Here is a 20,856-nt window from a genome sequence, read left to right as displayed (position 1 = left end):
ATTCATGTTTAAGAAGTTTTATATGTGAAAGGCCAATTACGATCAGTTTTGTCATTAAGGTTTGTTTATATGAGTCAGAAACAACACACACGGTTGTGGAATGAGTTTATTCGTGCCGTCAAAAAGGAAGTTAAACCAGCCATCGGGTGCACTGAACCCATTTCACTGGCCCTTGCTGCGGCCACAGCCGCATCTTACCTATCCGGCCCTGCACAGCGGATCAGTGCACGAGTTTCACCTAATCTGATGAAAAATGGTATGGGTGTCACCGTGCCGGGTACGGGAATGGTTGGGTTGCCAGTTGCTGCTGCACTTGGTGCATTGGGTGGCAACCCCGATGCGGGTCTGGAAGTCTTACAGCACGCCACCCCTGAAGATATCGCGCAAAGTAAGGCATTATTACAGCAAGGTGCTGTCAGCGTCAGTATCCAACAACCGTGTGATGACGTTCTGTATTCAGAAGCCACAGTGTTTTATGAGAGTGAATCGGCAACAGTCACTATCGCGGGAAACCACACCAAAATTGTGAGAATTGAGCATAATGGCCGTGTGATATTTGATAAGCAATCTCAATCCAACGATACAGCGGTCGGTCATTCCGATGAAAATAACACCGACGGATATGTTGCCAATCATGAAACTGAATATTGCCTTGAGCAAGCCACCGCTTTTAAGGTTTATGAGTTTGCAATAGAAGCGCCTTATGAGGATATTCACTTTATACTGGAAGCCGCGCGTTTGAATGATGCTCTATCTCAAGCAGGGTTAACCACACAGTATGGCTTACACATTGGCATGACTCTACAACGCCAACGTGACAGAGGATTATTGGCACGGGATCTCCTTTCCGACATTATGATCCGCACTTCCGCAGCTTCAGATGCCCGTATGGGTGGCGCTGTTTTACCGGCAATGAGTAATTCCGGTTCAGGCAATCAAGGGATCGCAGCAACTATGCCCGTTGTTGTTGTAGCTGAACATCTGGGGTGCAATAAAGAACAGTTGGCACGAGCGCTAATGCTGTCACACCTGATGGCGATTTACATTCACAACAAATTGCCAACGCTTTCCGCTCTTTGCGCAGCAACAACGGCATCAATGGGGGCAGCAGCAGGAATTGCATGGTTGATTGAACAACGCTATCAACCTGTTGCAATGGCAATTTGCAGCATGATAGGTGATATCAGCGGCATGATTTGCGACGGAGCTTCAAACAGTTGCGCAATGAAAGTATCTACCAGCGCCAGCGCTGCCTATAAAGCCGTTTTGATGGCGCTGGATAACAGTTGTGTCAGTGGCAGTGATGGTATTGTTTCCAATGACGTAGACCAATCCATCGCAAATTTATGTTCACTTGCACGACATGCCATGCAGCAAACAGATATACAAATCATTGAGATTATGGCGCACAAGGCCAGCTTTGCCTAAATAACCTGATGAGGCCAGAAAATGCTCAGGAGAGTATTTTTTGGTCCAAATAAAATCATCTTCTACACTATTCGTTCCAGTAAATAATCATTGTAATGATGAAGCTATATTTAAATAATCATAGAGGATATCTATTTAATTAAATTTCACAAACTGAATAAGAATTAATGATTTTTAACCTCCCAACCAAAGCAACATACATTAGAAATAGTAACCAATGATGTTATCCTGACTTAAATCCTGCCCATCGTTTTAATTCACCTCTTAGTGTCTTAGAGCCTTAACGCCATCCCTTTGATTTCCAAAAACCTCGTTTTGATTAACACTTCCGCTTAAAACTGAAGAATAAAAATTCAATATTGAAATAAATATCAGAACATTAAACTAAAAGCCACGCACCGGTGATAATTTTTAATCAAAAACAGCTCATTACATGAGCGAATTAGATAAATCATTTACTTTTTCTAGTAAATGCAGTAAAAATACAAAATCAATACACCTAAAAGGAAATTTAGAAGAATAAAAAACTAAAAGAAAAACTATGCGAAATGATTAGTTGTAAAATTCAATAGAAAAGTTTTTTTATATGGAATTCTATTTATGATTGCTCCATTCTGTACTTAAGAATCAAATAACACACATTTATACGATTTCAATTAATATTTTCATGAAAAATAAGACGAACAGAAGACGCAAATTTTTTATTTGCGGTATTTCAATTAAATCAATTCGGTATTTTTCCAATCACATTCAAAAAACACGGGTGGCTTATTGTATTCGATTGGCCAGAATACTTTGCTATTCACAATTAATCTCTCTGATTTCATAGGAATGATAATTTCATGAAACAACGTAAATTTTTAACACGATACGAAATAGACGCAATTTTGGCAGAAACAAAAAAAGGACGTCACGCAGAACGGGATTACTGCATGCTATTAATGTGTTTTATTCACGGTTTTAGGGTTAGTGAGCTGTGTAATCTATGTCTTTCTGATCTCGATCTAAATTCAGCGATTATTCATATCAGGCGGTTAAAGGGTGGGCTTTCAACTACACATCCCTTGATTCCAGAAGAAATTGAAGCATTGAAAAAATGGCTTAATGTTCGCCAAAAATGGCGCGAAGCCGATTCCCCTTGGGTGTTCCTTTCCCAAAAATCCGGGGCCGTTTCACGGCAACAAGTCTATGGATTACTGAAACGTTATGGAAAACAAGCATCAGTCAGTGTTTCTCCACATCCCCATATGTTAAGGCATGCCTGTGGTTATGCGTTAGCCGATCTTGGTCGTGATACACGTCTGATTCAGGATTATCTTGGGCATCGTAACATTTCACATACCGTGATTTATACAGCCAGTAATGTGAAACGTTTTTCCAGAATTTGGGAAACTCAATCTAAATAAACGATTCCACTATCATCTAAATAAGTCGTTCTCTTATACGTATGATAAACTCCGTTTATGGATAGATTTTATTTTTATTGTTTGAGATTTGTTAATATATTGCTATATTTTTTCACATAACCTTAGACTCAAAAGATAAAATATAAAATAAACTTCTAATTAAACACGAGCAGCGAATTTATATAGATTATTTCACTGCTCAATAAGGAATAAAAAACAACCGATTACAATTCTACAGACAGTTGCGAAAATTTCTCACGAATTTTCTGTTCCGGCAGATCTATTCCAATAAAAACTAACACACTTTCACGTAATTCATCATTACGCCATTCTCTGTCCCAATCCGCACTATATAGGCGCTGTACACCCTGAAACAACAATCGGCGCGATTCATCTTTAATAGCAAGAATGCCCTTGTAACGCAGCAGATTGTCTGCAAAACTCAGCAACAACTCTTCCATTAAGCCGGAAATATCTGATAATTCAACCGCATGTGATAAGTTAACAACAATCGACTGGACCGTGTTTTGCTGCTTGGGAATAAAGCGGAACACCGGTGCTGAAACCGTCAATTTGTCATTCAGCATAAAACCTTCAATATCAAACAGCACGCTTAAATCTGCTTCACCCTGAATCACTTTATGAATCGGTGCCTTAGCATTAATTCGCTGTAAACGCTCGACTAAAGCGTCATGAGTCGGAGCAACATCTGTTTTCGTCAGAATAACCCTGTCAGCATAGCCTACCTGAGACTGTGCAATGGAAAAGCGATCTAACTGTTGGTCGGCATGAACAGCATCAACCAAGGTAATAATGCCATCCAGTAAAAAGCGTTGGCACAAGACTTCATGGGAGAAGAAAGTCTGCGTAATCGGCCCGGGATCAGCCATGCCGGTACACTCAATAATCAGGCGATCAAAATAGATTTGCCCTTTATCCATGCTATCCAATAAATCCAGCAATGCATCTTCCAAATCATTCGAGCGGCTACAACAGATACACCCGTTACTTAATGTCTTAATCTGAGTGGCACGATCGCCAATCAATTCATTATCAATAGGCACTTCACCAAATTCATTTTCGATGACGGCGATTTTATAACCATGATTGGCATTGAGAATATGACGCAATAGCGTCGTTTTACCTGATCCCAAAAAACCGGTCAGGATCGTGACTGATATTGGTTGCATTTTCGTTTCCTGCTGACTGCTCAATAATTTTGCTGACTTGTCGTTTTGTGTTCTATCCACAGCATCGTATTTTTCATTAGCTCTTTTCATTAGCTCTTTTCACTAACAGCAGCGCATTCCCCCTTTTCCATCACCACCATAGCGGGCATTCTGGCGTTCACGGAAAAATTCTTCATAGGTCATGTACGGTTTATCAGGATGATTTTCTTTCATATGCTGTACATATGTATCGTAGTCAGGAACACCCACCAGCATACGGGCCGCCTGCCCCAAATATTTACCTGCCCGGCCAAGATTACCAAACATAATGATTCTCCAAAAAAATACCCCACATAATACAAAGCCGATTATGCGGGGTATAGGGATATAGCTGTTACCGATACAGAATCATTGAGTCAGTATCAGCGTAAGTATCACATCAGTGCGTAGAAGAAACTTTTACCCCACCCTCTGGAATCGGAACATAAGGTGTTTCGTTATCGGTACGCTCTGGTGTTTTGCTCGCTTTTATCGCAGTTTTGATGCCATAGATAATGATGCTATACACCACCACGAAGAACAGGATACTTAAACCCGCATTGGTATAGTTGTTCACAACAATGTGGTTCATGTTGCTGATTTGCTGGGCCGTTAATTCTGCGCCACCTTCAGCAATCCGCTGTTTATACTCTTTCGCAAGGAAAAGGAAACCTTCAAGCCGTGGGTCATCACTAAACAGTTTCAGCCCCAGCGCCCAAGTCGTACAAATCAGCAACCAGACCGCAGGGATCACCGTTACCCAAATGTATTTGGTACGTTTCATCTTGATTAGCACAACTGTACCCAATACCAACGCAACGGCTGCCAGCATCTGGTTAGAGATACCAAACAGTGGCCACAGGCTCTTCACGCCACCCAATGGATCAACCACGCCTTGGTACAACAGGTAACCCCACAAGCCAACACAACCCGCTGTACCGATAATGCCGGCAACCAGAGAATCAGTCTTTTTCAGGAATGGAACAAAATTACCCAAAAGATCCTGCAACATGAAACGCCCTGAACGCGTACCTGCATCCAAAGCTGTCAGGATAAACAATGCTTCAAACAGAATACCGAAGTGATACCAGAAACCCATATCCGCCGCAGGGATGATTTGGTGGAATACGTGGGCAATACCTACCGCCAGAGTTGGCGCGCCACCCGCACGGTTCAGGACAGACGGCTCACCAATGTCTTTTGCCGTTTGCAAAATCTGATCTGGTGAAATTACAAATCCCCAGGAACTAACGGTCGCGGCCGCATGCGTTGTCACTTCCTTTAAGGAAGCCATGATCATGGGTGCTTCTGCCGTGCCCAAGTTATGCAGATCAGGCATGGTAATGCCCAGCGCTGCCGGAGGCGTATTCATGGCAAAGTACAGGCCCGGTTCGATGATGGATGCAGCAACCAATGCCATGATCGCAACAAATGATTCCATCAGCATCGCGCCGTAACCAATGAAACGTGCATCTTTTTCATTTGCCAGCAATTTAGGTGTCGTTCCCGAAGAGATCAGAGCATGGAAACCCGATACCGCACCACAAGCAATGGTAATGAACAGGAATGGGAACAGCGTACCTTTCCAAACTGGCCCTGTACCATCAATATATTGTGTGACGGCAGGCATTTTCAGTTCAGGATTCAGAATAACGATACCAATCGCAAGACCAACAATGACCCCGATTTTCAGGAAAGTTGCCAGATAATCACGCGGTGCCAAAATTAGCCAGACGGGTAATAGTGCAGAGATAAACGCATAACCAATCAGTGCATAAGTGATGGTAGTATCTTTGAAAGTCAGCGCAGGTCCCCAATAAGGATCGGCCGCAACCACTCCGCCAAACCAAATAGCAGCAACCAGCATGAGAATACCAATCACGGAGACTTCACCAACACGCCCCGGACGGATATATCGCATGTAGATCCCCATGAAAAGCGCAATTGGCACTGTAGAACAAACCGTAAAGACTCCCCACGGGCTTTCCGCCAATGCTTTCACGACGATCAAGGCCAGTACCGCCAGAATGATGATCATGATTAAGAAGCAACCAAACAGGGCGATTGTTCCCGGCACCCGTCCCATTTCTTCTTTAATGATCTCACCAAGCGATGCACCATTGCGGCGGGAGGAGATAAACAACACCATAAAGTCCTGTACCGCACCAGCGAGCACCACTCCGGCCAATAACCACAATGTTCCCGGCAGATATCCTACCTGTGCCGCCAATACTGGCCCGACTAATGGCCCCGCTCCTGCAATGGCCGCAAAGTGATGGCCAAACAGGACATTCTTATTGGTAGGAACATAGTTCAATCCATCATTGTTGACAACCGCAGGGGTTGCCCGTGTCGCATCCAGTTTCATCACCTTAGCGGCGATATAAAGGCTGTAATACCGATAAGCAACCAGATAAACCGCTACGGAAGCAACAACGATCCATAAGGCGCTAATGTGTTCTCCCCGTCGTAGCGCAACAACGCCAAGGCAAAATGCGCCAATTATCCCCAATATCATCCAGGGAATATGTTTTAACAATTTATTATTGTTCATAAAACTTCCTTTTCAAGGTAAGACGAACAGCAAGTCACTATTTAATTTTTTACTTCCTTCTCCACGAGATAACTCTCTGATGGCCGAAAGGAAGCAATACCTATTAAAGGTAAATACTCCTCGCCACACTGCACTATGATATAAAATCCCACTCGCAATATTGGAAGGATCTAAGCCAGCGGTTGAATACCGCATTAAACGGTCAAAATCCCCCCATCAGTGGTTATGACTTAGAAAATCCGTCTTGAATTTGTGACGTAACTCACTGTTCATAAACCAAAATTAACTATTTACAAGCTAAATTACTATTTGTAACCGAAATTACTATTTATAACCGAAATTAATAGTGTCATCCTTCAGTTGATTAAAGTCCTTATATTCGTTACTGAATGAAATCACGGTATGTTGGTTCTGACATTCTTGGTTAGAAAACCAATCACAGTCGGATATCAAACGGGGTTCTTCAACTCCCAACCATGTGGATAGCATGGATAAAAGGTACAAACCGCTGCGTGACGCATCGATTTTATCTTTGCCAGATTGGTTGGAAGCCACGTTTTTTGTGGAATAATCATAACCGGTGATGATAAAAGGAACTTGATAGTTCTGTTTATGGCTGTCGTTATGAGTCACGTTTTCACCATCCGTGTTTTTATTCACAAATGACAATCCATGATCCGCGAAATAGAGCATCGTCCAATGCAATTGGTTTTGATTGGCAATATTTTCAATTTCAGCCAGAAGTTTATCCGTATTCTGGATACTCTGGATATAACACGAGATGTTTTGGGAATGAAAATAGCTGCTGTATTGTTCATTAGTTCTGGCACAAGGCTGTGGATGCGAACCCATTAAGTGAATGACAACCAGTTTTTTCTGTTTATCTTTCATCAACGCGTTACGGATATAAGGCACTAAATTTTCATCCGGCATATAACTACGATCATCTGAGCTGCCTGCTTTTAAAAAAGTATGATATTTGGCCTGTTGCCCAATCAGTGCCACCGGAGAATCAAAGCCTCCTTTCATGCCTTGATTAGAAAGCCAGTAAGTTTCAAATCCGGCCTTTTTCGCCAATGAAACTAGGCTGTTATTCAATTGAATTTCGTTTTTTTCACGAATTGCCAGAGAGTTCGTCAATGACAATTGTGTTGATGGAGCAGCAGAAATATAGTTGGTCAATATTGTTGCATTGGTTTTATCCAACCACGGGGTATTTTTATCCGGAAAACCATAAGCACTCAAAAAGTCTTTTCGGACACTCTCTCCAATCACCATAATGTATGTGTCATATTTCTCTTCTTTGACAACAGGTTGCCAGTCATCCTGAGTCTTAATAATCTTGGCAAACCGACTATTTTCAGACACAACTTCTGTATAACTCCGATAAGCGTCACTAAAAAAGCGGGCCTCAGGCAAACTGGTATTCAAAAGTTCCGAACCATCTTCAAAATCCGATTTAATGTAGCCTTTAACTGGCGACCAGAAAGCAGAAATAAAAAATAGGGCGAGTAACCATTTCTTACTTTTATCGGATAAGGTGATGTTTAATTTAAAGGCAAACATCATCAAAACAAAAATGGCTATGGCAGTTAGATAAGTCGATAGAGAAAGCCCACTAATATACTCCAATGTTTCATTCTGATTAGTGTAGAGTAATGAACCTACCGCATTAACATCAGGATAACCATAGTTGAGACCAATGGGAGTGTAGAGTATTCCCACAAGGGAAAAAAAGGCAATCAGAACGGTATATATTCGTTTACTGACCGCAGCCACAAATAGAAATAATGAAAATGCACTAAAGACATATATCAGCTTTAATTGATAGCCCAAGCATTTATGTATTAGAAATATAAGTAAAAAAAGAACAATAAAACAAGAGACGTTCTTATTTTTATAAATAGAAAACATAGTAACCCTGTAGTTTTATATAGCGAAGATAAATATCCACTTAAGTAAATTCGTTATTTTTTGAACAAACACTATCCACGTCTGCTGTTCGAAAATTCAGCATAGCGCAATTTTAGCTAAACATGGGAATGAAGATAAGTTTACCTAAATCCGCTAAACAGTAAACTAACTGATTTCATAAAGAAAATTTTTTCTTCTTAGAAAGAGTTCTAATAGATTAAAAGAAAAGAAGTTTACTTAATGACAAAATAAAACCCAATACTATATCCAACATCATATTAATCAGCATTGGGTTTACCATCATTCAATAGAATGCAGATTACCGGGTGATCGACAGGTAACGCTCAAAAGCCTCACGTTCTTCATCCCGCAAAGTCAGTACCTTGAAGCCATCACGGGTCACCAAAATCGTATGCTCAAACTGAGCCGATAACCGGCGATCTTTAGTCGTTACTGTCCAACCATCTTTATGCAGTTTCACGTCCTTTTTACCTTGGTTAATCATAGGCTCGATCGTGAAAGTCATGCCTTCCTCCAGCAATGTGCCTTCACCAGCCCGGCCATAGTGCAGGACTTGTGGCTCCTCATGCATACTGCGGCCAATGCCATGACCACAATATTCACGCACCACAGAGTAATTATTGGCTTCAGCATGTTGTTGTATCGTATGGCCGATATCCCCCAACGTGATACCCGGCTTAACGATCTTAATCGCTTTGTATAGACATTCTTGGGTCACATTGACCAAACGCTTGGCATGGGATGGTACGTCGCCAACACAAAATGTGATACTGCTGTCACCATAATATCCCTCTTTTTTAACTGTCACATCTACGTTAACAATATCTCCATTTTTCAGACTCTTCTCAGAAGGCCAGCCATGACAAACAACGTGATTCACTGAGGTATTGACTGTATAAGGGAAGCCATACTGCCCCAGACTACCGGGTATCGCATCAAGGGTATTAACGATGTAATCATGGCAAAATGAATCGATTTCCAGAGTCGTTATACCTGGCGCGATAATCGAGCGAACCGCTTCAAGTACCTGACCTGTCAAACGCCCCGCAATTTCCATTTTCTTTATCTCTTCCGCATTCTTTATCAATATTCCGTTGCTTTTTGTCATGTGTTCTTCTCTTAATTCAAGTTATGTAGGTTCCGTTTTAATAATGCACTTGCATTAGTACACAACTCAAGCCAACATTTATCTCAAATTTCTCTAATTTTGCGGTGAAAGATGAAAATTAAGCGTCCCCCTGCACTTACAGATATCGCAGAAATGGCCCCATCTGTCTTTTCCATCAATATATCCAATGCAAAAGCCATTGATGATGAAGGTCGCTATCTTCCTTGGGATAAATTACGTCATCGACTACCTGTAGGAACAGATCCCATTGCCTATTGGTCAATTGTGCGTTTTCTGCGTAATAAAAATATCCAACAACTGTCATTGACAGGTGATAGCTCGGATCAACTGGCTAAACTTTTCACAACACCAATTATTAAACAAATTTGTTCTAAAATAGATCGGCTAACTTCCTCAGCCGGACAAGCTGAGTTGCTGGAACCACTCAATGCTTCAAGATATTTATTCGATGAACTCATTGCTGAGGAGTCAATTTCATCCAGTCAGTTGGAAGGCGCAGCTACAACCAGCCAAGTCGCTTTAGAAATGCTCAAAATCCAACGCCCTCCGAGAGACGAAAGTGAGCGTATGATTATGGGTAATCATCGAATGATGGCGTATATTACAGAACACTGCAATGATAAGTTGACCCCTGCTTTTATCAGAGAAATTCATGCTATTGCAGTTGAGGGAATTAACGATGATAAATATAAACCAGCCCGATTCCGCACAACCAATGATGTTGTTGTTGCAGGCATAGACGGTGAAATTATACACACTCCACCTTCCTACAAAGAAATCGAACAGAGAATAGAAGAACTCTGTCTTTGGGCAAATACCTCCCATGAACGACAGGCTGGTATTGATTATTTACACCCATTAATAAAAGCTATTGTTCTCCATTTTATGATGGGATTTATTCATCCCTTTAATGATGGAAATGGCAGAACGGCAAGAGCCTTATTTTACTGGTACATGCTGCGCTGTGGTTATACTGCATTTAAATACATCTCCATCAGTAAGCTACTGAAAAAATCCTCAACTGCTTATGCAAAGGCATACTGTTATACAGAGACTGACCAGTTTGATCTCACTTATTTTGTTGATTATCAGTGCCAGATTGTTGAGCGGGCAATCGAAGAATATCTTAATTATGTAAAACATATTATAAAAACCCGGGCGGAAGTAGAAACATTCCTTTACGAATCAAACATCGTCTCTGAATTAAATGCCAGACAGCGCGCATTGCTAAATATTGCTTTTGCCAGACCGGGAAATATTTTCACTGTGGCAGAAATTCGCGGCAGAATGGGGGTATCAGACAATACAGCCCGAAATGATCTCAACCAATTGGAAAAATTAGGTTTATTAAAAACACACAAAGATGGCCGGGAAACGATTTATGTTGCACCTAAGAATTTATCACAAATCTCAAAATGGAAAGAAAAAATATCTGTTAAATCAAGTGGGTGGTAACTAACTATTTTATGAGTACAAAAATAGTTCGTATTTCAATTCAAACCACACCATACTATGACTAAAATAAGTAAACAGTACGCTGATTTTTCTATCAACTCATCAAGTTAGAAGGACGATAAATGGAAAAGTTCTACCTGTTGAAAATAACACTTATAGAAACGAATCCAAGCATATGGCGTCGTTTTGTTGTTCCATCCAATATTTCATTGGATAGATTACACGATATAATACAAATCGTGATGGGTTGGAATGACAGCCATTTACATGAATTCTCTTTTGGTATCAAACGATTCACTGAAAGACCTGAAGAACCTGAAGAGGGTAAAGAAGAAAGAAAAGTGAGGCTGGATGCATTACTCAAAAGAAAAGGGAGCAAATTCACTTATCTTTATGATTTCGGCGATTACTGGGAACATGAAATCGTACTTGAAAACAGTAACTATTCTCCTAATGAACTCCCTATGCCTATTTTCTGCTGTGAAGGTCAAAGAGCCTGCCCGCCAGAAGATTGTGGTGGAGTATATGGCTATATGGAACTGGTTGATATCCTCAATAAACCAACACATAAAGATTATCAGGAAATGTTTGAATGGGTTAATGGAAAAACCGGAATTTCCCCTGATACCGCTTTTTCTCCTGAAAAATTTAATGTGGAAGAAGTAAACAATATGCTGGCCTTATATTATCGCTGGTCAAGAGATCGCTATTTGTCACTATTCGAATAACTGTTTTATTATACTCGCCATTTTGTGAACCCTAATTCTATTAGGGCTTTCTCAATAGGCGTTTTTTGTTGCAGGCAGTTTGAACACCCCAATTTTTAGGGTGTTACCAAATCAGCTAACCCGCCAATATCCCCCTTTCTTCGCGCCAATACGAACCAGATATCCATTATCTTGTAATATCTTTATATTCCGCTCGATTGTGCGACGGCTTACACCTAATTCATCAGCCAATTGAGTGATGGTAATAACAGGATGAAGTGCAATAACCGATAAGATTTTTTGCGAGGTAGCATTGAGTGGCTGTAAATTTTCTACCGACATTTCTACCGACGTTTTTACCGACATTGCGACAGAGTTCTTTTGTACACAAAGGCTTTCTTTAAGCGCTTCAGCTAATTTTTCTAACATAAAATCGATAAATAACGTACAGTCGCTTGTCCGATCACATTCCCTAAGAACCTGATAATAAGCCTGTTGCTGATGATGAATCAGAGTTTCCACGGGTAACCACGCCAACTCTGGGCGCCATTCACTCAGAATCAACGTTTGCCATAGACGCCCCATACGGCCATTTCCATCAGTAAATGGATGAATAAACTCGAATTCATAATGAAAGATCGAGCTGGCAATTAGCGGATGAATATCCGTGTGTTTCAACCACATCAGAAGATCCCCGATTAATCGCAATATTTGATTAGCAGGTGGAGCCATATGGATTAGCTGGTTTTCTCGATAGATCCCCACATTCCCCTGACGTAACTGCCCCGGCAAATCAACCAATCCAGTCATTAGTAACCTATGTGCCGCCAAGAGATCCGTCAAACGAGAGCTACGCCAATCCGGTAACTTCTCGTAGGCCAATATAGCATTACGCACTTCCTGAATATCCTTTACAGGCGCCAATACTCGTTTCCCATCAATAATTGCCGTGACTTGTTCAGTAGACAAACTATTATGCTCAATCGCCAATGATGCTTGTATAGTACGAATGCGATTTTCTTTACGTAACAAAGGCGAAGAGCACTCTGCACTCACAGACCAACGCCCTAATAATTCAGCTATTTCTGCCACGCGATTCAGCATGGTTGGTGTAATAGTGTAAGGGGGTTGGTAAACAGCCACGATAATTTCCTCTTCAAGCCGTTCGATTCTCAATGGTACATTGATTTCTGTGCCATACTTATAAACTCAATAAGATAAAGGAACAAGCGCACTATTTCTTATCATCTATTTTCCTGCCATCTATATTTTCTGTTATTTGAGAGAATTTTTTGTAACTTGTTAAAAATTATATCTTTTTACGTAGATGTCAAGAATGGACAACAACAAATAGCAATGTGAACAACAATTATTATCACCCTCACGAATTTAGAATTAACTTTCTAAAAGTTGAGATTAAGAAGCATAATATTTATGACAGAGAAGTCGGTGAGGCGAAAGGGATTAAGTCGAGCCGCTTCGCAATCCTGCTGAATAATGAAAAAATCTGATACATTCCTGCGAGTAATCCTGCTAACCTAGCACCCAAATCTTCCTAATCTAATCCATAGATGAATCACACAGATTATCAGTGATAAGATAGCTTTTTCGCCCAGGATGAGGTTCATTAACGTTCCATCCTTAGCTGATCATATTTAGGTTTTGTCATTTAGATGGGTTGACTGAGCGTCGATGGCCCAACTGAGTCAACAGGAATTAATGAAATTGAATAACATCAATACGAAAGAATCCCCAGCAAAAGATATAGATAGCCATACTCCCATGATGCAGCAGTATCTGCGACTGAAATCACAGCACCCAGATATTCTACTGCTTTATCGGATGGGGGATTTTTATGAGTTGTTCTATGACGATGCCAAAAAGGCCGCGAAGTTACTGGATATTTCTCTGACCAAACGCGGGCAGTCGGCTGGGCAGCCTATTCCTATGGCGGGCGTTCCTTATCACGCGATCGAAAACTATTTGGCAAAACTGGTACAACTCGGTGAATCCGCTGCGCTCTGTGAGCAAGTCGGAGATCCGGCAAGCAGCAAAGGCCCTGTTGAACGCAAAGTTGTACGTATTGTCACACCCGGTACAGTGACTGATGAGGCTTTGCTGCAAGAGCGTCAGGATAATCTTCTGGCGGCTATCTGGCATGACAACCAAGGTTTTGGTTATGCGACATTGGATATCACTTCCGGCCGTTTCCGCGTGTCTGAAATGGCCGATGAAGATACCATTGCCGCAGAATTGCAACGCACTCGTCCCGCGGAATTGCTTTACCCTGAAACATTTGGGCCTATGGCGCTGATCGAGCGCTGTCATGGTTTACGTCGCCGTCCAATGTGGGAATTTGAACTGGAGACAGCAAAGCAACAACTGAATCTGCAATTCGGCACTCGTGACCTGATTGGCTTCGGCGTGGAAAAGGCGACGCTGGCTCTGCGTGCTGCGGGTTGTTTGCTGCAATATGTTAAAGATACTCAACGCACCGCCCTCCCCCATATCCGTAACCTTACGATGGAACGTCAACAGGAAACGGTCATTATGGATGCCGCAACCCGTCGTAATCTTGAGCTAACGTTAAATCTATCCGGTGGCACGGAGAACACGCTGGCTTCGGTACTCGATCAGTGTGTGACACCGATGGGCAGCCGTATGCTAAAACGCTGGCTGCATACGCCGATTCGCAATAAAGACATACTGGAAAACCGCCAGCAAGCCATTTCCGCATTGCAGGAAATTGGCTATGAGTTACAGCCATTTTTACGTCAGGTCGGTGACTTAGAGCGTGTACTTGCCCGCCTTGCACTTCGTTCTGCCCGTCCCCGTGATCTGGCCAGAATGCGTCACGCTTTCCAGCAATTGCCAGACATTCATCAGATCATGGCATCTTCCGATTTTCCTTATATTCAGGCGTTACAGCAACGTGTGGGGCATTTTGATGAACTACAGACGCTGTTGGAAAATGCGGTTGTCGAAACACCGCCTGTTTTAGTTCGTGACGGCGGTGTTATTGCTGCCGGCTATAATACTGAATTAGACGAGTGGAGAGCATTGGCCGATGGTGCCAGTGATTATCTGGACAGACTGGAAATCCGTGAGCGTGAAAAGCTCGGCATAGACACCCTGAAAGTCGGCTTCAATGCGGTGCATGGTTACTATATTCAAGTCAGCCGCGGGCAAAGCCATTTAGTGCCGATCCATTATGTTCGTCGTCAGACACTTAAAAATGCAGAACGCTATATCATTCCTGAATTAAAGGAATATGAAGACAAGGTTCTGACTTCTAAAGGCAAAGCACTTGCCATTGAGAAAGCGCTGTATGAAGAATTGTTTGATTTGTTGTTGCCTCATCTGGCTGAGTTGCAGGCCAGTGCGGAAGCATTGGCAGAACTGGATGTGCTGGCAAATCTTGCTGAACGTGCTGAAACACTGAATTACACTTGTCCGACACTGACGGATAAGGTCGGTATTCAAATCACTGGCGGTCGCCATCCCGTTGTTGAGCAGGTATTGAGTGAGCCATTTATTTCTAACCCATTAACGCTCTCATCACAGCGTCGTTTGCTGATTATCACAGGGCCGAATATGGGCGGTAAAAGTACCTATATGCGTCAGGCAGCCTTGATTACGCTACTGGCCTATATTGGGAGCTTTGTCCCTGCCGAGAAAGCGATCATTGGCCCTGTAGACCGTATTTTCACTCGTGTAGGTGCATCTGATGATCTCGCGTCAGGGCGTTCTACCTTTATGGTAGAAATGACCGAAACTGCCAATATTTTGCATAATGCTACTGAGTACAGTTTAGTATTAATGGATGAAATCGGTCGCGGCACGTCCACTTATGATGGTTTATCCCTTGCCTGGGCCTGTGCTGAAAGTTTGGCCAACCGCATCAAGGCGATGACACTGTTTGCAACTCACTATTTCGAACTGACAACCCTGCCAGAAAAACTGGAAGGTGTCGTCAATATTCATCTGGATGCCGTCGAACATGGCGATACGATTGCTTTCATGCACAGTGTGCAGGAAGGCGCAGCAAGCAAGAGCTATGGGTTGGCGGTTGCCTCCTTAGCAGGTGTTCCTCGTGATGTCATTAAACGTGCACGGCAGAAACTGAAAGAGCTGGAATCGCTCTCCAATCATGCGACGGCAAGCCATGTTGATACGCCGCAGTTGACTCTGCTGACAGAAGAAACTTCTCCGGCAGTAGAAGCATTGGAAAATCTGAATCCGGATACGTTGACACCACGCCAGGCACTGGAATGGATCTATCGCTTGAAGGATATGGTATAGCAATAAATGGCATAAAAATGGCATAGGAATGGATGGAGTGCTGACACCTTATTGGCATGGTTTCAGCCCCATGAAGATTTTGCTTATAAAAAAATAGGTAACACCCACTCACTAAAGGGAAAAAGTCAGGTTACCAACCATGAACCTTATACGTTGGTAGATAAGCTGATTATTGGTGCTTATATTGAAGCGCGTTCATGTGAACGTTTCGCAAAACTGGCTCCGCACTTAGATGAAGATTTAGGTAAGTTTTATATTTCTCTGCTGCGATCAGAAGCCCGCCACTATCAAGACTATTTGTCATTGGCTCAATTGATATCTAAAGAAGATATTACAGAAAGGGTGATTTATTTCGGCCGGATTGAAGCAGAACTTATTCAAACGCCGGATCATGACTTTAAATTTCACAGTGGCGTTCCTATTATTGAAAATAGATAAATAGAAGACTAAGTGATAATAAAGCTATAAATAAGTGAATAAATGGATAAGTGAAAGAGAAATAAAAGGTGGGCTAAATAAGCCCACCTTTGGATTAACACCAAATATATCACTTTAACTTTCAATTACTAATTTGAGGATCACGGCCACGCACTCCAGGTATACAGTCACCCCTGCCTCTGGAAATTTGTTTAGTTTTCACCTCGCAGTAAATTGAAATCAAATGGATATAAATATAATTAAGTACGGAATAATGATTCTATATTCAAGCCTTGGGTATGCAGTATATCTCTAAGACGACGCAATCCCTCAACTTGAATTTGACGAACTCTCTCTCTTGTTAAACCTATTTCTCGCCCAACATCCTCTAATGTTTCCGCTTCATACCCAAGCAAACCGAAACGTCTGGCCAGAACTTCACGCTGTTTTGCATTCAGTTCAAACAACCACTTAACGATACTCTGTTTCATATCATCATCTTGGATGGTTGTTTCTGGCCCTGAGTCGTTTTCATCAGATAAAATATCCAATAATGCTTTATCTGAATCACCACTAATTGGCGTATCGACAGAAGTAATGCGCTCGTTAAGCCGCATCATACGGCTCACGTCTTCAACGGGTTTATCCAGTTTCTCCGCAATTTCTTCGACACTGGGTTCGTGATCCAATTTGTGTGCCAGTTCTCTTGCAGTACGTAAATAGACATTTAACTCTTTGACTATGTGAATAGGCAGACGAATTGTGCGAGTTTGGTTCATGATGGCACGTTCGATTGTTTGACGTATCCACCATGTTGCATAAGTAGAAAAACGGAAGCCCCTTTCAGGATCAAATTTTTCTACCGCACGAATAAGCCCAAGGTTGCCCTCTTCAATCAGATCCAGTAAGGCTAATCCCCGATTGCTATATCGGCGAGATATTTTAACAACCAACCGCAAGTTACTTTCAATCATGCGTTGGCGTGCAGCCATATCTCCTCGAAGTGCCCGTCTCGCGAAAAGAACCTCTTCCTCTGCGGTCAGCAGAGGAGAAAAACCAATCTCTCCAAGATATAGCTGTGTTGCATCAAGAACACGTTGGTTTACCCCTTGCAACACATCCAAATCTTCATCAAGACTGGCTACATCATCCTCGTCTTTCAGCAACGCTTCATCAAAGTCATCAGCTTCCATGCTATTTTCGTCTACATCCGCATCATCATACAACTTATTAACTTTAAGCGTACTTTGGCTCATCAGCTGCTCCTACCCATGATAATGCGGGCAGGAATTTCAGATCCTGCCCCGGTTTATCGCTGCGGAAGATAACGCAGCGGGTTTACGGATTTTCCCTTATAGCGAATTTCAAAATGCAATCTTACGGAACTTGTTCCGGTACTACCCATGGTGGCAATTTTTTGCCCCGCTTGAACATCCTGCTGCTCACGAACTAACATAGTGTCGTTATGGGCATAGGCGCTCAGGTAGTCATCGTTATGTTTTATAATTATTAAATTTCCATATCCACGTAATGCATTACCGGCATAAACTACTTTCCCACTGGCTGTTGAGAATACGGGTTGGCCACGATTGCCCGCAATATCAATGCCTTTATTTCCCCCCTGAGAATCAGAGAAGCCTTCAAGAATTTTGCCTTCTGCCGGCCATCTCCAACTATTAATCGTGCCGATGCCAGCACTACTACCAGCACTACTAATAGTGTTATTTACATTCGTATCTGTTGCTGCAGATACTTTTTGAGCGGCATTTTCACTACCAGAAATAGTTGCTCTTGGCAACATCTTTCCTGAGCTTGGTCTATCAATATTTGCAGGATACGCATTAATTTTTTGAAAATCAACCTGCTTAATTTTAGATTGAGTGCTATTTGATGCTATTAATACACCATTCTTGGAGTTTACATTATCTATTTTCAGGACTTGCCCAACATTTAAGTCATAAGGTTCTGAAATGCCATTTCTTTGAGATAGATCACGAAAATCATTACCTGTAATCCAGGCTATATAAAACAAAGTATCGCCATGTTTGACCGTATAAGTGCTTCCGCTGTAGCTTCCCTTGGGAATATTTTCGTAGTTACGGTTATAGACAATCCTTCCCGGATATGAACCATTATCGGTAGCATGATTCACTAACTGACGATTTTTGGCAGCATGATTATCTGATACGCGATGAGTTGAAATCACAGGAGGAGAAGATGGCAATGGAGCCGAAATTGATGACGGTTTAGAGAATATTTCTCTATTTTTCTCCTTATTATCAATATTCACTATTGGTGCCGGGCGATCTGGTGTATTGCTACAACCTACCAGCACAATTCCCATAACAGTACTGGTAATTATCCACTTTATTTTTTTCACTGGGTTTCCTGAATTCATACCTTATCCCCCCATAAAGGCAAATATAAGTGCAAAGAATGATGATTTATAAAGAAATTTAGAATTACAAAAGATTTAAAGCGAAATATTTTGCTTAATTTCAGAAAAAATGACAGCTAATTTAAAAGTTATCGCCACAAAAAATTAGCTGATTATGCTAGCTCGCCTTGAATTAGGGGTACAAAACGGACTGATTCGATAACTTCGCTATGAAAATCATTCCCATAACGATGTACCACTTTCAACGACTGAGAACGCTCACCGACAGGCAAAACCATCACACCGCCATCGGCAAGCTGATGGAGCAAAGCCTGTGGAACTTCTGGTGGTGCAGCGGTAACAATGATGGCATCAAATGGCCCTTTTGATGGCCATCCATGCCAACCATCACCGTGACGAGTTGAGATATTATGTAAGTCTAGTTGTTTCAATCTGCGTTTGGCCTGCCACTGTAATCCCTTTATACGTTCCACAGAGAAAACATGTTTGGCTAAATGGGCAAGTATAGCAGTCTGATAACCAGAGCCTGTGCCTATTTCCAATACATTGGATTCTGGCGTTACATTCAGCAACTCTGTCATGCGAGCAACAATATAAGGCTGGGATATGGTCTGCCCATGCCCAATGGGCAGGGCTGTATTCTCATAAGCCTTGTGCGCCAGGGCTTCGTCAACAAAACTTTCCCTGGGTACTTTGGCTATAATTTCCAACAGATGCTCATTGTGTATTCCTTGCTGGCGCAATTGCGCCAGCAAATTTTTCATTGATCGGATTAACATTCGCCAATATCCCCGACTTTTGCCAACCAATCGCTTATCAGTTCCTGAGCTTTATAAGCCGTCAAATCCACCTGTAATGGAGTGATGGAGACAAACCCTTCCTCTACTGCTGCAAAATCTGTTTCAGGCCCAAAGTCACTCTTTTCTCCCGGAGGGCCTATCCAGTACAGCATGTTTCCTTTGGGATCTTCCAAGGTATAAACTTCTTCAGCAGCACAGCGACTACCACATCGGGTCACCCGGAACCCTTTGATTTGCTCAATAGGGATATCAGGCACATTGATATTGAGAATATTGCCCGCTCTCAATGGAAACTTTTGCAGCAACGTTAATAAGCGTACTGTTACTTCTGCCGCTGTTTCATAATGTTTATCGCCATTGAGTGATACCGCCAGTCCAGGTAATCCCAGATGGCGTCCTTCCATCGCAGCCGCAACCGTGCCGGAATAAATCACATCATCCCCGAGATTGGGGCCACAATTGATTCCTGAAACAACAATGTCAGGACGAGGGTGAACCAGATTATTTACGCCTAAGTAGACACAATCCGTCGGTGTCCCCTCCTGAACGGCAATATCACCATTGTTCAGTGTATGAATGCGCAAGGGGCGATCTAGTGTTAAGGCGTTCGACGCACCGCTACGGTTACGATCAGGTGCAACCACCTGAACATGATAGTGTTCCCGCAATGTAGCCGCTAAGGTTTGAATACCCGGTGCGGTAACACCATCATCGTTACTCAGCAATATCCGCAGCATGTAAGTATCTCATTGATTTTATTAAGTGAAACATAGCTTAATACTGTAACTTATCCTGTCAGTTATCCTATTTGTCTGGCGTGAACTATGATTGGACAATATTAAAGCTGTTAGAAAATCGTTTGATCTTAGCATGACGTTACCGGTTTTGTAGAGTGCTTTACGTTCAAGCTGAGTAAATGAAAACAGCAACCGCAAGAAACATCGCCCTGCTTTTCTGGCTCCAGTAATTGGCACTGCCACACGCTTCCATCACTATCCTTGACGGCGGCTGTGGAGCAGTGAAAGCGGTGAGTTTGTTCTGGAGCGGTTTCCCAGATGGAGACGCGATATATAACTAAAAAATGCGCTTATTTAATTACTGTCTCTTATAAACATCT

The 20,856-nt window shown here is 42.2% G+C and carries 14 protein-coding genes and 3 pseudogenes; 6 read left to right on the top strand and 11 right to left on the bottom strand.

Features of this window, described 5'->3' with window-relative positions; all coding sequences use genetic code 11:
- Positions 1-69: 69 nt before the first annotated feature.
- A complete protein-coding gene (locus tag AB204_RS06610; protein WP_047962589.1) occupies positions 70-1,428 on the top strand; it encodes an L-cysteine desulfidase family protein in 1,359 nt (452 codons plus the stop codon).
- Positions 1,429-2,267: 839 nt separating this feature from the next.
- Positions 2,268-2,834 (top strand): annotated as a pseudogene (locus AB204_RS06605) (tyrosine-type DNA invertase); the annotation flags it as partial.
- A 224-nt stretch (positions 2,835-3,058) separates the two neighbouring features.
- Here the strand turns inward: AB204_RS06605 and yjiA are convergent.
- The 5 genes from yjiA to map all read right to left on the bottom strand — a co-directional run bounded on the left by yjiA (position 3,059) and on the right by map (position 9,639).
- Positions 3,059-4,024: a GTPase gene (gene yjiA, locus AB204_RS06600; RefSeq protein ID WP_047962622.1), complete on the bottom strand. Its 966-nt coding sequence runs from the start codon at positions 4,022-4,024 to the stop codon at positions 3,059-3,061.
- A 102-nt stretch (positions 4,025-4,126) separates the two neighbouring features.
- Entirely contained in the window at positions 4,127-4,330 is a 204-nt protein-coding gene (locus AB204_RS06595) for a YbdD/YjiX family protein (RefSeq protein ID WP_047962587.1), read from the bottom strand.
- 112 nt (positions 4,331-4,442) lie between these two features.
- Positions 4,443-6,596 carry a carbon starvation CstA family protein gene (locus AB204_RS06590; protein WP_047962586.1) on the bottom strand — a complete coding sequence of 718 codons (2,154 nt, stop codon included), beginning with the start codon at positions 6,594-6,596 and terminating at the stop codon, positions 4,443-4,445.
- A 324-nt stretch (positions 6,597-6,920) separates the two neighbouring features.
- A complete protein-coding gene (locus AB204_RS06585) occupies positions 6,921-8,432 on the bottom strand; it encodes a phosphoethanolamine transferase (RefSeq protein ID WP_161796540.1) in 1,512 nt (503 codons plus the stop codon).
- Positions 8,433-8,829: 397 nt separating this feature from the next.
- Entirely contained in the window at positions 8,830-9,639 is an 810-nt protein-coding gene (gene map, locus AB204_RS06580) for a type I methionyl aminopeptidase (protein WP_047962584.1), read from the bottom strand.
- A gap of 111 nt (positions 9,640-9,750) precedes the next feature.
- Between map and AB204_RS06575 the strand changes: the two genes are divergently transcribed.
- Entirely contained in the window at positions 9,751-11,115 is a 1,365-nt protein-coding gene (locus AB204_RS06575) for a Fic family protein (protein ID WP_047962583.1), read from the top strand.
- A gap of 122 nt (positions 11,116-11,237) precedes the next feature.
- A complete protein-coding gene (locus tag AB204_RS06570) occupies positions 11,238-11,843 on the top strand; it encodes a plasmid pRiA4b ORF-3 family protein (protein WP_047962582.1) in 606 nt (201 codons plus the stop codon).
- Between the two features lie 111 nt (positions 11,844-11,954).
- Here AB204_RS06570 and AB204_RS06565 read toward each other — a convergent pair whose 3' ends face one another.
- Positions 11,955-12,965: a Fic family protein gene (locus AB204_RS06565; RefSeq protein WP_047962581.1), complete on the bottom strand. Its 1,011-nt coding sequence runs from the start codon at positions 12,963-12,965 to the stop codon at positions 11,955-11,957.
- Positions 12,966-13,541: 576 nt separating this feature from the next.
- Here AB204_RS06565 and mutS point away from each other — a divergent pair.
- Positions 13,542-16,124, top strand: a complete 2,583-nt coding sequence (gene mutS / locus AB204_RS06560) for a DNA mismatch repair protein MutS (RefSeq protein WP_047962621.1) — start codon at positions 13,542-13,544, stop codon at positions 16,122-16,124.
- 36 nt (positions 16,125-16,160) lie between these two features.
- Positions 16,161-16,562, top strand: a pseudogene (miaE, locus tag AB204_RS06555) (tRNA isopentenyl-2-thiomethyl-A-37 hydroxylase MiaE); the annotation flags it as partial.
- 239 nt (positions 16,563-16,801) lie between these two features.
- Here miaE and rpoS read toward each other — a convergent pair.
- The 5 genes and pseudogenes from rpoS to AB204_RS24115 form a co-directional block, all read right to left on the bottom strand.
- Positions 16,802-17,797 (bottom strand): RNA polymerase sigma factor RpoS, encoded by a 996-nt coding sequence (gene rpoS / locus AB204_RS06550; protein ID WP_047962580.1) that lies wholly within the window; start codon positions 17,795-17,797, stop codon positions 16,802-16,804.
- 53 nt (positions 17,798-17,850) lie between these two features.
- On the bottom strand, positions 17,851-18,939 hold the full coding sequence (gene nlpD, locus AB204_RS06545) for a murein hydrolase activator NlpD (protein WP_047962579.1): 1,089 nt from the start codon (positions 18,937-18,939) through the stop codon (positions 17,851-17,853).
- Between the two features lie 152 nt (positions 18,940-19,091).
- Positions 19,092-19,718, bottom strand: coding sequence for a protein-L-isoaspartate(D-aspartate) O-methyltransferase (locus tag AB204_RS06540; RefSeq protein WP_047962578.1), 627 nt, complete (start codon positions 19,716-19,718; stop codon positions 19,092-19,094).
- Positions 19,712-20,476 (bottom strand): 5'/3'-nucleotidase SurE, encoded by a 765-nt coding sequence (gene surE / locus AB204_RS06535; protein WP_047962577.1) that lies wholly within the window; start codon positions 20,474-20,476, stop codon positions 19,712-19,714. The genes AB204_RS06540 and surE overlap by 7 nt, the downstream gene beginning before the upstream one ends.
- A gap of 214 nt (positions 20,477-20,690) precedes the next feature.
- Positions 20,691-20,807 (bottom strand): annotated as a pseudogene (locus tag AB204_RS24115) (IS110 family transposase); the annotation flags it as partial.
- Positions 20,808-20,856 lie beyond the last annotated feature (49 nt).

It is taken from the genome of Xenorhabdus khoisanae (assembly GCF_001037465.1).
Taxonomy (GTDB): domain Bacteria; phylum Pseudomonadota; class Gammaproteobacteria; order Enterobacterales; family Enterobacteriaceae; genus Xenorhabdus; species Xenorhabdus khoisanae.
Note: the sequence above shows the minus strand (reverse complement) of the source record. Positions and strands in the feature narration are given on the sequence as shown.

Bases quoted from the DNA above. Each gene is read 5' to 3' on its own strand.
- AB204_RS06610 (WP_047962589.1), top strand. From the start codon at position 70: ATGAGTCAGAAACAACACACACGGTTGTGGAATGAGTTTATTCGTGCC.
- yjiA (WP_047962622.1), bottom strand. From the start codon at position 4,024: ATGCAACCAATATCAGTCACGATCCTGACCGGTTTTTTGGGATCAGGT.
- AB204_RS06595 (WP_047962587.1), bottom strand. From the start codon at position 4,330: ATGTTTGGTAATCTTGGCCGGGCAGGTAAATATTTGGGGCAGGCGGCC.
- AB204_RS06590 (WP_047962586.1), bottom strand. From the start codon at position 6,596: ATGAACAATAATAAATTGTTAAAACATATTCCCTGGATGATATTGGGG.
- map (WP_047962584.1), bottom strand. From the start codon at position 9,639: ATGACAAAAAGCAACGGAATATTGATAAAGAATGCGGAAGAGATAAAG.
- AB204_RS06575 (WP_047962583.1), top strand. From the start codon at position 9,751: ATGAAAATTAAGCGTCCCCCTGCACTTACAGATATCGCAGAAATGGCC.
- AB204_RS06570 (WP_047962582.1), top strand. From the start codon at position 11,238: ATGGAAAAGTTCTACCTGTTGAAAATAACACTTATAGAAACGAATCCA.
- mutS (WP_047962621.1), top strand. From the start codon at position 13,542: ATGAAATTGAATAACATCAATACGAAAGAATCCCCAGCAAAAGATATA.
- rpoS (WP_047962580.1), bottom strand. From the start codon at position 17,797: ATGAGCCAAAGTACGCTTAAAGTTAATAAGTTGTATGATGATGCGGAT.
- nlpD (WP_047962579.1), bottom strand. From the start codon at position 18,939: ATGAATTCAGGAAACCCAGTGAAAAAAATAAAGTGGATAATTACCAGT.
- AB204_RS06540 (WP_047962578.1), bottom strand. From the start codon at position 19,718: ATGTTAATCCGATCAATGAAAAATTTGCTGGCGCAATTGCGCCAGCAA.
- surE (WP_047962577.1), bottom strand. From the start codon at position 20,476: ATGCTGCGGATATTGCTGAGTAACGATGATGGTGTTACCGCACCGGGT.